The following is a 17,922-nucleotide window of genomic DNA, read 5'->3' on the forward strand; positions in this document are numbered from 1 at the left end:
CTAGCGCGGTTTGAGCTTGGGGAGTTTCTTGAGTTCTTTCGGGCTGTACTGGGTTTCCCCGTGCACCTTGATGCGTTCACGGCCTTCCTCGTCGGGGTAGCTGCTGGCCCAGCCCGCGTTGTTCGAAGCGGTGACCGGAATGGTCGTGAACACGTCATCCCGGCCGGCGTCGTAGATGTTCTTGAAGCCAAGCTCGCGAGCTGTTGCCACCGAGTCCCGCAGCAGCGTCGCGGCTTGCTTGGGCTGGCGGTCCGCGAAACCGGTCTCCGTGCCCTCGGCGGCCCGGCAGAACATGAACAGCAGGCGGCCCTTCGGGTTCGCCGCATGCATGCGGTGGAACTCTTCCCGCTGGAACAGCACCTTGGTCAGGGTCGCCCCGGACACCGACAGCTTGATGCCGCGTTTCAGGCGGAGCGCGGCGGTCTTCTTGTTCCCGTGTCCGGCGAAGAGGTTCGGGCCCGCCTTCACCCGGACCTGAGCGCCCGTGTCGGGGTGGGTGAGAGTGGTGGTGACCGGCGCGAACGGACTGGGCGCCAGCCGTTTCAACGGATCCCGGCGGTGCACGTCTTCGTGGCGGAGGGCCGTCGGGCCGTCTTCCATCGGCCTGGTTCGCCCCACGGAGCCCATGCTGTCGAGTTCCTTGGCGAGCAACTTGTCGGGCAGCTGCTGGCCGAGATCCAGCGCCAGGCCGTTGACCCGTGCCCATCCGGTGCTGGTGCTGGTGAGCTCGAACGCCTCCACTTCGCGTGCGTAGAACTCGACCTCCTTGCCATTGGCCTGGTCGATTCCGGTCAATCGCTGGTCGGCGTCCAGGATGTGCGAGGCGTTCGGGAGGAAGCGCTCGAAGAACTCGATGTTGGCGATGTTGCCAGGCGAGTACTTGTTGTTGACCTGGCTCGTCCAGCGATTGGTGTGTTCGGTCCAGCCCTGGTTGTCGGACGCGCCGAAGCGGCCGTCCGGCAGCTGGGACACCTCGCCCTCGGTTCCTTCGACCGAGCCCAAGAAGCGCGAGTCCGCCAGCTGCTTGGCAGTGGCGTTCAGCTCCGCGTTGCGCGAGGTCAGCAACCGGACCTTGACTCCAGGGGCACGGACGAGATATCGGAACTTCCCGAGGTTCATCAGGATGGCGGTGAGGCCATCGCTGCCGATGCGCACGTCACGACCGTCCCGCAACGGCATCGCGTACTTCAGCCTCGGCCCGGCGCTGTCGATGTCGACGTGGAAGACGTCTTCGGTCTGCTCGGTCGTCGGATCGGGGCGCTTGGGGTGGCGTGCCGCTTCGGCCGGCGTTTCGCCGGGCATCGTCGCAATGGTCCGGCGGTAGTCGCCGGTCAGGTCGTACTTGTTGGCGCGGGTGAACGACACCCCGTGCCCGTCTCCCCGCATCATCGCGTACGCGAGGTCGGTCATCCGGACGGTGGTCTCCCGGTCACCGTCCCACGCCCGCACCGTGACATCGGGGTCCAGGAAATCGTCCAGGAAATCGGAGCGCACCGGCACGATCCGGCCGGGATTCGTCGAGCCGCGGCGGGTAGAGCCGATGAGGCGGGAAAGCAAGCCCGGTTTGAGCTTGGGGAGCTTCTTGAGTTCTTTCGGGCTGTACTGGGTTTCCCCGTGCACCTTGATGCGTTCACGGCCTTCCTCGTCGGGGTAGCTGCTGGCCCAGCCCGCGTTGTTCGAGGCGATGACCGGGACCTTCGCTGCCACGCCATCCCGGCCGGCGTAGACGACGTTGTCGAAGCCGAGTTCACGGGTCGTTGCCACAAAGTCCCGCAGCAGCGTCGCGGCTTGCTTGGGCTGGCTGTCCGCGAAGCCGGTTTTCGTGTCCGTGGCGGCGTGGCAGAACAGGAACAGCATGCCGCCGTTCGGGTTCGCCGCGTGCATGCGGTGGAACTCTTCCCGCTGGAACAGCCACTTGGCCAGAGTCTCCCCGGACACCGCCAGCTCGAGGCCGCCGATGTAGAGCTTGGCGCTGTGCTTGTAGCCGTGTCCGGTGAAGTAGTTCGGGCCTACCTTCACCTGGACCTGAGCACCGGTGTCGGGATGGGTGAGAGTGGTGATGACCGGCGCGAACGGACTGGGCGCCAGCCGGTTCAGCGGATCGCTGTCGTGCAGATCCACGGAGCCGATTCCGTCTTCGTTGCGGAGAGCGTCCACGCCGTCTTCCATTGGCCTGGTTCGCGCCACGGAATCCATGCTGTCGAGATTCTCGGCGACCAACTCGTCGGCCGGCCCCTGGCCGCGAACCAGCGTCAGGCCGTTGACCCGTTCCCATCCGGTGCTCGTGCTGGTGGTGAGCTTGAGATCCACCTCGTCCGCGTAGAACTTAATCTCGCGAAACCCGACCTCGTCGCGGAAGCGCGTGGTCAACGGCTGGTCGGCGTCCAGGATGTGCGAGGCGTTCGGGAGGAAGCGCTCGAAGAACTTGATGTTGGCGATGTTGCCAGGTGAGAACTTGTTGTTGACCTGCCTCTTTCCGCTGCGGTCGTACTCGGTCCAGCCCTGGTTGTCGGACACGCCGAAGCGGCCGTCCGGCAACTGGGACACCTCACCCTCGGTTCCTTCGACCGAGCCCTTGAAGCCCGAGTCCGCCAGCTGCTTGGCAGTGGCGTTCAGCTCCGCGTTGTGCGAAGTCAGCAACCGGACCTTGACGCCAGGGACACGGAAGAGAACTCGGAACTCGCCGAAGTTCATCAGGATGGCGGCGAGGCCATCGCTGCCGATGCGCACGTCACGACCATCCCGCAACGGCATCGCGTACTTCCGGCCCGGCCCGGCGCTGTCGATGTCGACGTGGAAAAGGTCCTTGGTCTGCTCGGTCGTCGGAGCGGGGCGCTTGGGGTGTCGTGCCGCTTCGGCGAGCGTTTCGCCGGGCATCGTCTTGATGGTCCGACGGTAGTCGCCGGTCAAGTCGAACTTGTTGGCGCGGGTGAACGACACCCCGCGTTTCTGCTGCATCATCGCGTACGCGAGGTCGGTTATCCGGATGGTGGTTTCCCGGTCCCCGTCCCACGCCCGCACCTTGAGACCGGGGTCCAGGAAATCGGAGCGCACCGGCACGGTCCGGTGGGCGGAGCCGTGCCTGGTGAAGCCGATGAGACGGGAGAGCAGGCGTGGTTTGAACTTGGGGGTCTTCTTGAGTTCTTTCTCGCTGTACCGGGTTTCCGGGTGCACCTTGATGCGTTCATCGCCGTCCTCGCCTGGGTAGCTGCTGGCCCAACCTGCGTTGTTGAAGACGGTGGCCATTTGAGCCACCCCCACGTCATCCCGGCCGGCGTAGTAGACGTTCTCGAAGCCGAATTCGCGGGCTGTCGCCACCGAGTCCCGCAGCAGCGTCGCGGCTTGCTTGGGTTGGCGGTTCGCGAAACCGGTCTCCGTGCCCCCAGCGGCGTGGCAGAACATGAACAGCATGCGACCGCTCGGGTTCGCCGCGTGCATGCGGTGGAACTCTTCCCGCTGGAACTGCACCTTGGTCAGCGTTGACCCGGACACTCCAAGCTTGATGGTCTTGCCGCTGCGGTTGATCTTGAGCTCGGCGTACTCCTTGTGGCCGTGTCCGGCGAAGAGATTCGGGCCCGCCTTCACCTGGACCTGGGCGCCCGTGTCGGGGTGGGTGAGCGTGGTGGTGACCGGCGCGAACGGACTGGGCGTGAGCCGCTTCAACGGATCCTTGCCGTGCAGCTTGCCGAAGTTCTCCCCGCTGTCGGCGTACGCTTGCTCGCCGCTCTCGTTCGGCCTGGTTCGCACCACGGCTTTCGTGATGTCGAGCTCGTCGGCGAACTCTTGGTCGCTGGCCCGGTTTTCGTTGGCCAGCGTCAGGCCGTTGACCCGCTTCCATCCCGTGCGCTTGGTGGTGAACTCGTCCACCTGCACCTCGTGCGCGTAGAACTTGACCTCCGCGCCGCTGTCCAGGTCGATTCCGGTCAACGGCTGGTCGGCGTCCGGGATGTAGGAGGCATTCGGGAGGAAACGCTCGAAGAACTCGATGTTGGCGATGTTGCCCGGCGAATACCTGTTGTGGACCTGCCTGTTTCCGCCGTGATCGTATTCGGTCCAGCCCTGGTTGTCGGACACGCCGAAGCGGCCGTCCGGCAACTGGGACACCTCGCCCAGGGTTCCTTCGAGCGAGTTCTTGAATCCCAGTCCCGCCAACTTCCCGATGGTGCGCTCCAACAGCACGTTGCGCGAGGTCCACATCCGGACTTTGTAATGCTCACCTAGACCGGCGAAAGACCGGAACTCCTCGGAGTTCATCAGGATGGTCGCGATGCCTTCGTCGTCGACGCGAACGTCACTGCCGTCCCGCAACGGCGTGACGTACTTCTTTCCGTCGATTTCGATATCGATGTTGAAGACGTTCTTGGTTCGTCCGGGCGCTATTTTGGGTCGGTTGGGGTGCTTTGCGGCCTCGGCAGCCGTTTCGCCGGGCATCGTCGGAACAGTTTGGTCATCACTATCGCCCACATTGAGCTTGTTGTCGCGCGTGAACGACACACCGAGTCCGTAGCCCCGCATCTGGTGGATCTCGAGGTCGGCCAACCGGACTCTGGTCTTCCGGCCCTTGTCATCCCATGCCTGCACCGTGACATCGGGGTCCACGAACTCCCATGACACCGGTACGGACCCGCCCCGGGCTGTGCTGATGGGGCCGGAATTCGGCTTCGGTACGAACTTGGGGTACTTCGCTAGTTCTTCTGCGCTGTAACGGGTTTCCTCGTGGACCTTGATGTGTTCACTGCCGTCCTCGGCGAGGGAGCTGGTGAGCCAGCCCGCGTTGTTCGAGGCGAGCGGAATCTGGTTCACCGCCACCATGTCCCGGCTGGCGATGTAGGGGTTGTCGAAGCCGAGTTCGCGGGCGGTCGCCACCGAGTCCCGCAGCAGCGTCGCGGCTTCGTCGGGTTTGCCGTCGGCGAAGCCGGACTGCATGTCCTTGGCGGCGTAGCAGAACATGAACAGCATGCGGCCGTTCGGGTTCGCCGCGTGCATGCGGTGGAATTCTTCGCGCTGGAACTGCATCTTGGTCAAGGTCGCCCCGGACACGTGCAACTTGTAGGTCCTGCCGCCGCGGTTGATATTGAGTTTGGCGCTCTTCCCGTTCTTGAGGCCGTGTGCGGTGAAGAGGTTCGGACCTGCTGTCGCCTGGACCTGAGCACCTGTATCCGGATGGGTGAGAGTGGTGAGGACGGGTACGAACGGACTGATCGCCAGCCGCTTCAACGGATCGTGCGCGTACAGCTGGCTGAAGTTCCTGTCGGTGCCTCCGAAAGCATCCAAATTGTCTTCGTTCGGCCTGGTTCGCAACACGTGGTACGCGTAGTCGAGCCTGGCGGCGAAACGCTGGTCGACCTGCCGCCTTTCGGGGACCAGCGTCAGGCCGTTGACCCGCTCCCATCCGGTGCTGCTGCTGGTGAGTTCGTACGCCTCCACTTCGTGGGCGTAGAACTCGAACTCCGACCCATCCAGGGTTCCGACCAATGGCTCGTCGGCGTCCAGGATGTACGAGGCGTTCGGGAGGAAGCGCTCGAAGAACTCGATGTTGGCGGCGGTGCCCGGCGAGTACTTGCCGGTGACCTGGTGCGAGAGCTTGGAGGGGTCCTCGATCCAGCCCTTGTTGTCGGAAACGCCGAAGCGGCCGTCCGGAAGCTGGGACACCTCGCCCTGGGGTCCTTCGACCACGTCCCCGAACCCCGACTTCGCCATCTGCTGGACAACGCGCTCCAGTTGCCTGCTGTGCGGAGTCAGCAACCGGATCTTGAGGTCGGGATCGTTGTAGGAGAGATCGCCGATCCCTCTGAGGTTCATCAGGATCTTGCCGAGGCCCGTGCCGTCGATGTTCACCGAACGGCCGTCTCGCAACGGCATGGCGTAGTACCGCCCAGAGCTGTCGATGTCGTTGTCGACGTGGAAGACGCCTCTGGATTCCCCGGCATCGGCTCCGGGGCGGTTGGGGTGCTGTGCGGCACTGGCGGGTGTTTCGCCGGGCATCGTCTTGATGGTGTGGAGGTAGTCGCCGCTCAGGACGTACTTGTTGTCGCGGGTGAACGCTATGCCGACCCCGTCTCCGCGCATCCGGTGGTACGCGAGTTCGGCCATCCCGATCCTGACCTTCTGATTTCCGTCGTACGCCGCCACCGTGAGATTGGGGTTCAGGAAATCGGCCAGCACCGGCACGGTCCGACGGGGATTCGCCGGTCCGCGCTGGTAAAGGCTCGGGTCGGTGCTTTCCGGCGTCGGTCCGCCGTGCCGCTGCGCGGAGCTGGATCCGGTGTTCGAGTTCGGCGTGTACGCGGGAAGGTTGCTGAGTTCAGCTGCGCTGTACTGGGTTCTCCTGTGCACCTTGATGTAGTCGCGGCCGTCCTTGACGAGGTAGCTGCTGGCCCAGCCCGCGTTGTTCGATGCGGTGACCGGGTTGGTCGCCGCCACGACAGCTCGGCCGGCGTCGTAGATGTTCTTGAAGCCGAGCTCACGGGCCGTTGCGACCGAGTCCCGCAGCAGTGTCGCGGCTTGCTCGGGTTGGCGGTTCGCGAAACCGGCTTCCGTGCCCTCGGCGGCGTGGCAGAACATGAACAGCATGCGGCCGTTCGGGTTCGCCGCGTGCATGCGGTGGAACTCTTCCCGCTGGAACTGCACCTTGGTCAGCGTTGACCCGGATACCTCCAGCTCGATGTCCTCGCCGTCGCGGTTGATGTGGAGATAAGCGTGCTCCTTTTCGCCGTGTCCGGCGAAGATGTTCGGTCCCACCTCCACCTGGACCTGAGCACCGGTGTCGGGGTGGGTGAGCGTGGTGGTGCTCGGCGCGAACGGACTCGGCGCGAGCCGTTTCAACGGATCGCTGTCTGCCAGCTTGGCAAAGCTTCCACCGTTGCCGAGGAAAATCCCCACGTTGTCTTCATTCAACCTGGTTCGCGCCACGGAAGACATGCCGTCGAGCTCGCCGGCGAGCTCCTCGTCGAACCGCCGCGCTTCGGGCGGGGACAGCGTCACGCCGTTGACCCGTTCCCACCCGGTGCTGTCGCTGGTGAGCTTGCGGGCCACCACCTCGTGCGCGTAGAAGGTGAACTCCTTGCCATCCGAGGACCTTCTTCCGACGAGTGGCTCGTCGGCGTCCAGGATGTACGAGGCGTCCGGGAGAAAGCGCTCGAAGAACCTGATGTTGGCGAGGTTTTCCGGCGAGTACTTGCCGGTTCGGCGCTTCTCGCCGTTGCGGTATTCGATCCAGCCCTTGTTGTCGGAAACGCCGAAGCGGCCGTCCGGCAGCTGGGACACCTTGCCGTTGGTTCCTTCGACCGTACCGGTGAACCCCGATTTCGCCAGCCTCTTGGCAGTGCTCCCCAGGTCCAAGTTGTCCGAGGTCAGCAACCGGATCTTGAGGTCCGGATCACTGGCCGCGAGGTCTTGGACATCCCTGAGGTTCATCAGGATGGCGCTGAGGGCCTTGTCGTCGACGTTCACCGAACGACCGTCCTTATGCAACGTCATGACGTAGCTCTTCACGTCGTGATCGATGTCGACGTGGAAGGTGTTCTGCTCGGTCGTGGTTCCGGGACGGTTGGGGTGTTGTGCCGCTTCCGCGGGCTTTTCCCCGGGCATCGTCTTGATGGTCCGGAGGTGGTCGCCGCTCAAGTCGTACTTGTTCTCGCGCGTGAACGACACACCGTGGCCGGTACCCCGCATCCGCTGGTACGCGAGGTCGCCCATCCGGACCTTGATCTCCTGGCCCGTCCTCCTGTCCCGCACCCGCACCCTGGCATCGGGATCCACGAAACCGGTCCGCATCGGCACGGTCCGGTGGGGATTCGCCGAGCGCCCGGACGACGGTTGCTTGGACAAAGATCGGAGGTCGACTCCCCCGGCCGGTGCCCCGATCAAGAGCCTCCGGTCCAATTGAGTTCCGCCGAGCGGCGCCGTGCCGGTGTTGAGGAGCGGGATGTACCCGCGGACCTCGTCCGGGTCGACGTCCGCGATCGTCTCGCGGTGCGGGTCCACGAACACCGGGGCTTCGGTTCCGCGGCTCTCGACCAGCACGCCGTGCGCCACGAACCGGTTCCCCTTCAGAACCACGACCCCGAAGGAACCCTCCGGCTGGTCGCGCGTATGCGTCAAGACCTGGTCGTACGTCGCTTCCACCGCAGTGGCATCGAGAGCTTCCTCCAACGAGCTGACCTTCATCGGACCGCCGGGGTCGGCAACGACCGTCACGCCTCCGGTGGCCCCGGTGAGGGTCCGCTCGGCCGCGATCAACACCAGCGCGCAGTTCCGGGTTCGTCCGAACGCACCCCGCGCGTAGCCGTTCTCGTTCACCCCTCGCAATGCCGGGTAACGATGCCGGTAGGCCGCGGCAGCGCTCGCCTCGTCGGGGAAGGAAGCGGCGGTGATCACCGACCCCAGGGGCAGCGACGGCCACGCCCCGGCAACCTCGGCGTATGCGGGTGGGTCCGCCGGGCGGGGGTCGGCGTACGCGGGTGGGTCCACCGGGCGCACGTAAAGCGGAAGCGGCTCCACGTCGTTCAAAGCCAACGTGCTGAGCTGCTGGATCTCCTCCGGCGCGAACCGGGTGTAGGTGTAGCTGGAGATGGTGCCGTCCGGCTGGAAGCTGAACCAGCCGCCGTTGTGGCTGACCGTGATCGCGGACCGGCCGGGATTCGGCGAGCGGTCCGGCGCAACGGCCAGCGTCGTGCCGCCTCCGACGTGGATGACGACGGGATCGTTGTTCTGGTGAGCCGCTGTGGCGAGCTGATCGGTGGCGTCCTGCTCGACGTCGTCGGTGAGCAGGACGATGTCGGAGTTGGTGTTGTAGGCGCGCAGCGACCGGTATTCGGGCATCTCGCGGAGGATCCGGTAGTAGGTGTCGCCGGAGACGGAGACGTCGACGAGATCTTTGCCTCGCTCCACCCGGAGGTGGAAGCGGTCGCCATGGATGCCGATGGCGAGCCAGACCGGATCAACGGTCCAGGGCGCCGGCACGTTCCCGTTCGTCCGCCCCGGGTGGAGGGCGGCATGCGGGATGGTCTCGTGGGGCATCGTGCGCATCACGTGCTGCACCCGCTCCATGCCTGCCGCCCACCTGTTCAGCTCCTCGTGCGACGTGGGCTGGGTGCCGAAGCTGAGGACCCGTGCTTGTCGCTGCACGTTCACCACGAGCAGGCGGTCGACATCGCGGCTGCGGAACTCGAACGGCTGGCCGTCGTCCAGCCGGTGCCCGCTGTGCAGCTCGCCGTCCGCGCTCCGCGTCCCGGGGAACAGGTGCGCGAGCGATGATCCCGGTGCAGGCCCCGCCTGCTCCGCACCGGTCAGTTCTTGTTCGATCGCGCGGATCTGGGCGACTTCCTCCGCCGAGAAACGGGTTTCGTCGTGGACGACTCGCCGTCCCCCGATGCGATGGCTTTCCCAGCCCTGGTTTTCGCCGACGCAGATCGCGGACGGGTCCTCCCGGTTCGCGGGAAGGAGCCCGTACGGACCCCGTGGGCCGAAAACGGTGGCGTCGCCGCCGTTCTCGTGACCGGTTCGGGCGAAGAGCCCGAGTCCCGGGGAGTTCTCGTCGCGGTCGTGGACCAGGACGATCCCGGGGTCACCGTGGCTCTCGAACCAGCCCCGGTTCTCGGTGACGTGCCAGAATTCGTCACCCGCGACCACGACGGTTTCGGACTGCTTGCCTCGGCGCAGCGGCACGGAGAAGGTTTCGCCGTCCGATTCGACGAAGAGCCAGCCGGGATCGCGCCAGGGTGCCTGGACGTAGCTCCCGGGGCGGAACAGCACCGAGGGCGCGCGCAACGTGGTCTCGCCCGGGAGGGAGCGCAGGACGTCGCGCATGCGCCCGAACCCGGCCGCCCATTCGCGGACGGCATCGGACTCCTGCGGCCTGAGGTTGACGACGGGCGCCCGGTCCTCGTCGGTGCGCATCACCTCGGCGTCGACGTCGCGGGCGTCGAAGACGACGGGTGCGCCCTGTTGGTCGAAACCGAACCGGATCGCCGGATCGGGATCGCCCGACGCGGGTTGGGCGATGTCGTTGCGGATGGTGCCGTGGACGGTGCCGACCGCCAGGCCCTTGAAGCGGCCGATCATGGTGCCGTGGATGATGGCGTCGTCGACCGAGATACGTCCCGCTACGGACCTGGTGCCCTCCGCACGGGTCGTGACCACGCCGTAGATCTTGCCGGTGAAGGCGCCGATGAAGGCGCCGTCGACGACGCCTTCGCGGACGCCCGCGAAGGGTTCGGCGAAGGTCCGGTCCGCGACCCGCTCGACCGGCGCCGAGTCGTGCCCCGGCAAGCCCTCGTCCCAGCGCCGCACCAACGGACCACTGCGGCCGGAATCCCCTGCGTCGGACTCGCCCGGACGATCGGATGGCAGACCCTCGTCCTCCCGCTGCAACGACGCCCTTGGAGCACCACCCGTCCGGCGCCGATTGCCCCGACCATCGAAATCCTGTGCCGTGGGCTCACCCTGGCGATCGGACGCCAAGCCCGCATCCTCGCGCTGCAACGGCCTCGGAGCACCACCACCGGTCCGACGCGGATTGCGCCCACCACCACCGGAATCCCGATTCGGCATCCCGACCAGGAGGTTCGGGTCCAGCTCCGTACCGGGCAACGGCGTCGCTCCGGTCTCGGTCAGCGGCAGGAAGCCCACCACGTCGTCCGGTCCGGGTTCGGCCATCTCGCCTTGGTGCACGTCCGGGTACCTGACACGGCCGTCCGCGCCGGTCTCCACGAGCACGCCGTGCACCATGCCGCGCGGGCCGCGGAGGAACGCCGCGCCCCAGGCACCCGGCTGCGCGCCCATGTGCGCCTCGACCTGGTCGCGGGTCGCCACGACGGCCTGCCCGCCGAACTCCTCCTGCAACGACGCCACGGTGACCGGACCGCCGGCGTCGGCCGCGACCGTGACCCCGCCGGAGCGGGTCTGCGCGGCCGCGATCAACGCCAGTCCGCAGTTCTCCGTGTGCCCCGGCCGGTTTTGCCGGTAGTTCTCCGCGTTCACGCCCCACAGCTGCGGGTAGCGATCCCGGAACTCCCCGGCGGAGGCGCGGTCCGGCGTTTCGAGCCACACCTCCACCTCCGTCGGCCCCTCGGAGCGCACGAAGTGCGGCGCCACGTCGAAGCCGAGGTCGCTGCGGCCGAGCCGCTCAGCGCTCGGCGTCGCCGACTGCGCCAGCTTGAGCAGGCGGTCCAATTCCTTTGCGGTGGCGGAGAAATCGACCGCCGCACGCGACGATTCGACATCACCGTGAACCCGGTACCGCACGGTCGGTCGCGCACCGGACTCGTGCGCGGCCAACACCTGCCGCACCAGCGGGTACAGCTTGCCGCGCTCCCCCAACGGGAGCCGGTCCGCGCCGACGGGGAACACCACGCGCACGTCGGGTTCCACGCCGCCGAGGCCCGGGTCCTGCCGGGCGTGCGCCAGTTCCTGCTCGTAGACCTGCTTCGCCCGCCAGAACGCCGCCGCGGCGGCCTGCTCGGCTTCGGCGGCATCCCGGAAGACGGACTCGGCGTCCACCTGGGCGCCCAGGTCACCGTCCGGATCGTCCAGCCCGAACGGGTTGGCGGCGCGCCACCGGCCGTGGGCCGCCGTCCACTCCGCGTCCCGCGCGGCGAGCTCCTTGGCCGCCTTGACCAGCGGCTCGGACAGCAGATCGTTGCGGTCCGCACGACGGACCTCGTAACCCTGCGCGAAGTCGACGTCCACGACGGCGGTGCGCCGCAAGCCGACCCTGGACGTCGGCTCGACGACGAACCGGAAACCGGCGCCGTGCAACCAGGCGCTGGTGATCCCGTCCGTGGCGGGCTTGTCACCGGCCTTGGGCAGCTCGCTGCCACCGGTCTCGTCGACGTCTCGGTGCTCGTGCCCGGTTTGCCTGGCGCCGAGCGGCTCCATCATCAGCGCCCAGCCGCTCATCGAGCCGAACGGCTTCCGGTCGGGGTAGTTGGCCGAGTCCGGGTGCTGGGGCACGCCCGCCGCGACCAACGGGACCGCCGCCAGCATGGTCGAGTTGCTCGAGCCGGCCTCCGTCTCCGACGTGCCGTGCGACGTCTTGGCGCCGACGATGCGGATGCGGTCGCTGACGCCCCTGAGCTCGCCATGACCGGGCAGCTTCGGGTACACGCCCAGTTTCAGCCCGAGACCCGGCGGCAGCTCCAGCTGCGCCGCCTCGGTGCCGTACATGCTCTGGATCGCGCTCACGCGGCTCGGGGTGAGTTCGGCACGCAGCATCCTGCGGGTGTGCGAGTCCACCTTGCCGCCCGCCGCTTCGATGGCCTGCTCCGCCGCGCGGACCAGGTCCGCGACGTCGCCCTTGAAGTCCATCACCCGGAACTGGTTCGGGTCGTCCGGCAGCGCCGCCGGGGTGTCGGCGGCGCGCCACTCCGCGAGGCGCTGCTCGTCGGCGTCCTCGGCGGAGCGCCGGACGACGTTGCCCCCGCGGGACTTCTCCCCGGCATCGGAAACCGCGGTGTCCTCGATCGGGGTGTGCGCGGTGACGGTGCGCCAGACAGGTGCCGCCGCGATGCGCTCGCCGTGGCGCTCGATGCGCACGTCGAACAACACGTCCGCGCGGTGCTCGGCCAGCGCGGCGTCCGTCACCGTCTCGGTGTGCACGAGCTCGGTGGAGCGAACGCTCCTGGTCCCCCGGACCTGCTTGAGCCATTCGACCACGTGCCCGAGCCCGAAGCCGAGGTTCGCGTACGCCGCGCCGTGGTCGCCGGGCTTCGCCGCGGCATCCGCCGCGGCGGACTCGTTCTGGAACGTCCCGGCGGGCAGCAGGACGGTGAAGAACTCGGCCAGCGTCCTGGTGAACTTGCGGCTGGAGCTCTCCTGGAAGGTCGCCTTGGTGGCCCTGGTCAGCCCGCCGTGCTTGATCCCGGCCGGCGTCGGCGTGCTCAGCAGCTCGGCGTCCACCCGCAGCTCGTAGGTCTCACCGGTGATCCGGTCCTGCAACCGCAGCGGAGTGCCGGTGCCGCCGTTGGCGAGATCGCCCAGGGATGCCTGGACATGCGACAGGTACCGCTTGGCCTCGCTGGGGTTGTCGTGCTCGGTCGCCAACGAGAAGGAAGGCAACAACAGGTCGGCCCGCTCCTGGCCGAGACGCTGCACCAGGCCCTCGCGCAGCCTGTCGATGGTTTCGGAGAGGTCGATCGGCTCGGTGACGCCGTCGGCCCACTTCGGGGCGCCGATGTCGTGCCCCTCCGGCACGGGGCTGAGCCCGTCGGCGTCGGTCGGCGCGTCCGGTTCCCGTGGCGCCGGCGGTTCCTGCCCGGCGCGCCGCGCGTCCTCCTCGGCCTGCCTGATCCGGATCTCGTGCAGTTGCTCGTCGTCGACCCAGGCCTCCACGGCGCGCGGCAGTTCGAAGCGCTCGGCGGCCCGGCCCGTCTTCGGCTTGAACAGCGCCATGATGGGCGCCAGCGCAACGGACATGGCCGAGCGCGCGGTGACCTCGCCGACCTTCGGCTTGAACAGCTTCCAGCGGTCCAGGTTGCTCCAGTCCACCGTCTCGACCGCCATCGTGGCCTCCGCGGTGGCGATGATCCGGTGCATGCGGCGGGGCTCCCCGGACACCGAGCGCCCGTGGGAAACGGTGGTGCGGTGGCCTTTCTCGCGGCCGAAGCTGACCAACCACGGACTCACCTCGTGCAGGATCAGCCCCATGCCCTGGGTGATCGTGCCGGGGATGTCGTCCGAGGTCTCGCTGGTCGGGCCGATGAATGGTTCGATCTGGGTTTTCGCGGTCCAGGTGCCGCCTTGTTCGCTGCTGGTGGTGCTGCCGCCGGCCGCCGACCGGTTCGATGGCTGCCAGACGGTCTCGAGCACCTCCGGGTCGCGCAGCATGAAGGACACCGCGGCCTTGGCCTCCGCGTCCGTCCGCCTGCGGCTCCAGTGCAGCAGGAACTCGTTGCCCTGCAACGAGAGCTTCTGGTCGCGCAGGCCCGAGGTGTCGCCGTCCTCGAACTGGTAGATCGGGTCGTTCGAGGCATGCACCAGCAGCGAACGCAGCTTGTTGCGCACGTGCTCCAGCCCGTGGAACGACACGATCTGCAACCCGTCGAGCTTTCGGGACGCGCCGCGACGGAGTTCCCTGCTCCAGTTGATCGAAATGTCGTTGAGCTGCGCGTGGTTGACCGGTGCCACGTCGGCGCGCGGAACACGGTACGAGGCGGGTAGTTCGAGTACTACGTCGACGATGACCGTGCCCGGTTCGCGGCCCTGCTCGGCGGCCGAGGGGTCCACGATCGTCAGCGGGTTCAGCTGCGGGGTTTTCTTCCCGGGGAGGCCGAGCGAGATGCCTCGGATCAGCGCGGTGTGCCGGGACCAGTGGTTTCCGGAAACGCTGAGCTTGACTCGCGCCCGGTACCGCCGCAACGGTTCGGGGCGCACGTTGCCGGACTCGTCGAGTTCCGAACCGCGCACGCCGCCGCCGCTGGAAATCTTCGTTTCCTGCGCCATTCCGGACGTCTTCGAGCGGTGGTAGGAGATCTTCGGGAGGTTGACGGTCAGCATCGCCCCCAACATCGACATGTACACGCGGGCGATGATGCCGCCGGAGAGCATCCAGTTCCGGCCCTTGGTGTAGCTGCCGCTCGTCACCTCCGAGAGCTCCTCGGCCGTGTTGGGGCCGCCGGCAAGGTCGTCCAGGGGTTCCAGGTCGCCTTCCAGGCTTGCCTGCAACTTGAGCGAGGCGTGGTAGTCGTGGGCCAACCCGGGTTCCGGTTCGAGGTCCAGCACCAGCGGGCGGCGGTCGGCCAGGATGTCCGATGCGTGGCGGGCCAGGTGCTCGGCGGTGATCTCGCCGCGGATCTTCTCGACCCTGCCCAGTTTCCGCTCGTCCTTCGGGGTGATGCCGTCGGCCAGGTCGGGGTCGTCGAGTTCGGTGCCGAACTTGGTGGTCCGCACCCCCTTCGATCGGTAGTGTTCGAGCATTTTGGCCGTGGAATCCCGCATGATCTTGCTCAGCAGTCCAGCGGCCTCGTCGAGCTGCAACGCCGCGCGGGCCGCGGTGTCGGCCAGCTCTTGGCGTCCGGGTGCCTTCCCCGCCGCGACGGCGCTGATACCGGCACGTTCCGCGTCCGCCTGCTCCGCCAAGTGGATGCCGTTCACGGCTCCGGCGAACTTGAGCGGAGAATGCCCGGGCTTGCGGACCTGCAAGTCGTAGCGGGTGTAGTAGCGGGTCACCGAACCGGTGTAGGAACGGGTGGTCTCGGCACTCTCCGCGCGGTCCAGGTCCTGCGCATGGCTGCTGCCGTACGCCCCGCCCGTGGAGATACCGGCGCCGACCGATATCTCGCCGACGTCGTAGACGGGACCTCCCGCGATCGTGAAGCTCGCGTCGTGGTGCGCCTGGTGGGAGCCCTTGGTGGCGGCGGTCTTCGAGGTGGTCTTCTCGATGTGCGAGCCGTCGATGACCTGGTCGAAGTAGACGCGCCGGGCGACGAGGCGCATCTGCACCCGCTGGCTCCTGGGGCGGAACAGCCTCTTGAGCGGATTGCGCTTCCGCGGCAATTCGGGCGAGGACACCCAGCCGTCGCCCCGCGCGGCCTGTTCCGGGGTCACCGCCATCTCCGGCAGGCGCTTCTTGATGTTGCGGGAGCCGACGAACTCCCGAAGGGTGCTCAGGCCCTCCTTCGTCAACGAACCGACGTACTTGTGAACCTCGTCGAACGGGTCTTCGTGGACGTCGGCGTGCTCGACCCCCGAAATGGGCAGCTCCGAGGGCAGCGACGGAACCTCGGTCCCGCCGCCGTTCAGCCCGAGGGGCACGCTCAGCTCGACCGACACCGGGGTGTCGTCGCGGCCCACGGCCCGTCCGACCCGCATCGTGGGCAGGGTCGGTTTCCCGTCGTCGCCGAGCCGGCTGAGGAAGAACGTCGCCGGGGCGCGCATCGGGAGCATTCCCCGGAAGCCGGTCTCGCTCGTCGGGTTCTCCGGGAACGAGACGCTGGTCCGCACGAGATGCGAGTTCCGCTGCGAGAGGCCGCGGGAGGTCGACGCGCCCGTCGGCGCGTTGGCGGTGCCGGTGAGGAACAGGCCCGGAGCCATCGGGACGAAGTAGAACCACCGCGACATCGCGGTGCGGCCGGCCGAGGTTCCGGCGGTGGAGGCCCGCGCCTGTTCGGCGCTCACCGAACTCGTCCCCGCGTTCGCGTCGATGGGCTCGGCGCGCGACAAGTCCACTTCGACGCGGACCAGGACGCGTTCCCCGCCCAAGGTCACTACTCGGCCGTTGTCCATGAACGACTCGGAATCGTTCTCCACGGCCGCCCGCAGGTCCTCGAGTTCCTGAGCGGTCGGCGCACCGTTCGCCACGCTCTTGGCGGCGGCGACCACCCGGTCGGCGCCTTCGGTGCGGGTGAGCTGCTTGCCCACACCGAGACCCCGGTTGCGGCGCATGTAGCGCGGCAGGAGCCGCCGCCAGCCGCGCGGAGCGGACGACTCGTTCCGGGCGGGCTCGGTGGTGGAGGTGTGCTCCGCCGCGTCAGTGGCGTCGCGGTGCTCGACGACCTCGGTCTCGGCGCGCCGCTCCGCTGACACGCCATCGCGGTTCTCGATGGTCGTGCTCTCGTCGCGCTGCTGCGCGGCGGTGGCGTCATCGCGGCTCCCGGCGGTGTCCTCCGGTGCCTCCTGCCGTGAACCGCTCACCACGTGCCGGCTCTCCGTCGGCCGGGCCTGCTCGTCGGTGTCCGGCCGGGCCGTCCGATCGGCTTCGGCCGTGGTGCTGCCGTCGAAACCGGTGGCTTGCTCCGCCGATTCCAGGACTGCTGCGGAGTCCGGGCGCTGGCGGATCTCGGCGTTGCCGAGCAGCCGGGCCACGTCCTGGACAGCCCGCGGTGCCTCCACGTCCCCGATCTCCAGCACGAGCCTGCGGTCCTGGTCGAAACCGGGATGCAGGCGCACGTAGTTCACGAAGGATCGAGGAGTGTAGTTCTTCCCGTCCCACAGGGTGATCTGCTCGCCGTCCGGGCTGGGCGTGAACCTGATGACCTGCTCATCAGGGTTCGGCCGGGCGTCCCGAGCCTGCTGGACCAGCCTGCCCACGTCCTCGTGCGGGCTCGGGTAGTGCAACCCGTCCCGGGTGCGCACGGCCAGCGTCTGGAAGTCAGCCGTCGCGCCGCTTCGGCGCCACGGCTGGGTGGCGGCGAACAGCTGCACCATCTGCCGCTCCGCCGCCTTGCTCAGCGGCAGCACCTCCAGCAGGTCCAGCAGATCGTTCAGCTGTTCCTCTTCGGTGCGGGCACGGGTTTCGTCACCGAGCAACCGCGGGTCGCCGAGGAGTTCCTCGATGCGGGCACGCTTCTGCGGGTCGTTCGCTGCGGCGGGCATCGCGGCACCCAATTCCACGCAGGTTTGCAACTCGCCCAGGTGCACGCGGCCGACGGGCAGCCGGTGTTCCCAGCGGTCGTCCGGCCCGCCCTTGATGTGTTCGAAGTTGATGTCCTCGTTGCGGCTGGCGTTGAGCGAGCGAACGTCCTCCGGGGTTCGCACGTCGGTGGCTCGCGGTGGAACCGGCAGCGTGCCTGCCCAGCCCAGATCGCGCTGCGGTCCTCCCATCGTGGGGTTCGCCATCCGGTACCGGGACTGCTCACGTGCCTTGGCGAGGCCGGCCAGTGCCACGTTGGCTTCGGGGCTGAAGTCCTGGCCCTCGAAGCTGACGTTGACGTGCACGTCGCCCGCTTCCACCGAGCCGCCGTACTTCTGCACGACCGAACGAATGATGTCGACGCCGGTGGCGAACCGCTGCCAGGACTCCGGACGGCCGCCCAGCTTCTCCGACACCACCTCGATCCCGTTCTCCAGGGCTTCCTCGTCCACCACGCGCCAGCGGTCGGGTGCCATCTTGACGAGGCCGGAGGGCAGCCCCTGACCGTCGCGCCAGTCGGCGAGACCCGCGTCCCGCAACTTGGTGCCGATTTCGTGCACCGCCGCGTCGAA

The 17,922-nt window shown here is 67.7% G+C and carries 1 protein-coding gene (running past one end of the window); it reads right to left on the reverse strand.

All coding sequences use genetic code 11. From position 1 onward, the window contains the following. Positions 1-17,922 carry the 3' portion of a DnaJ domain-containing protein gene (locus tag ACWEV3_RS23395; RefSeq protein WP_452615956.1) on the reverse strand. It continues 16,002 nt past the right edge of the window, so only the last 17,922 of its 33,924 coding nucleotides appear in the window; the start codon falls outside the window, past its right edge; it ends in the stop codon at positions 1-3.

This window comes from Saccharopolyspora sp. NPDC003752 (assembly GCF_053605825.1).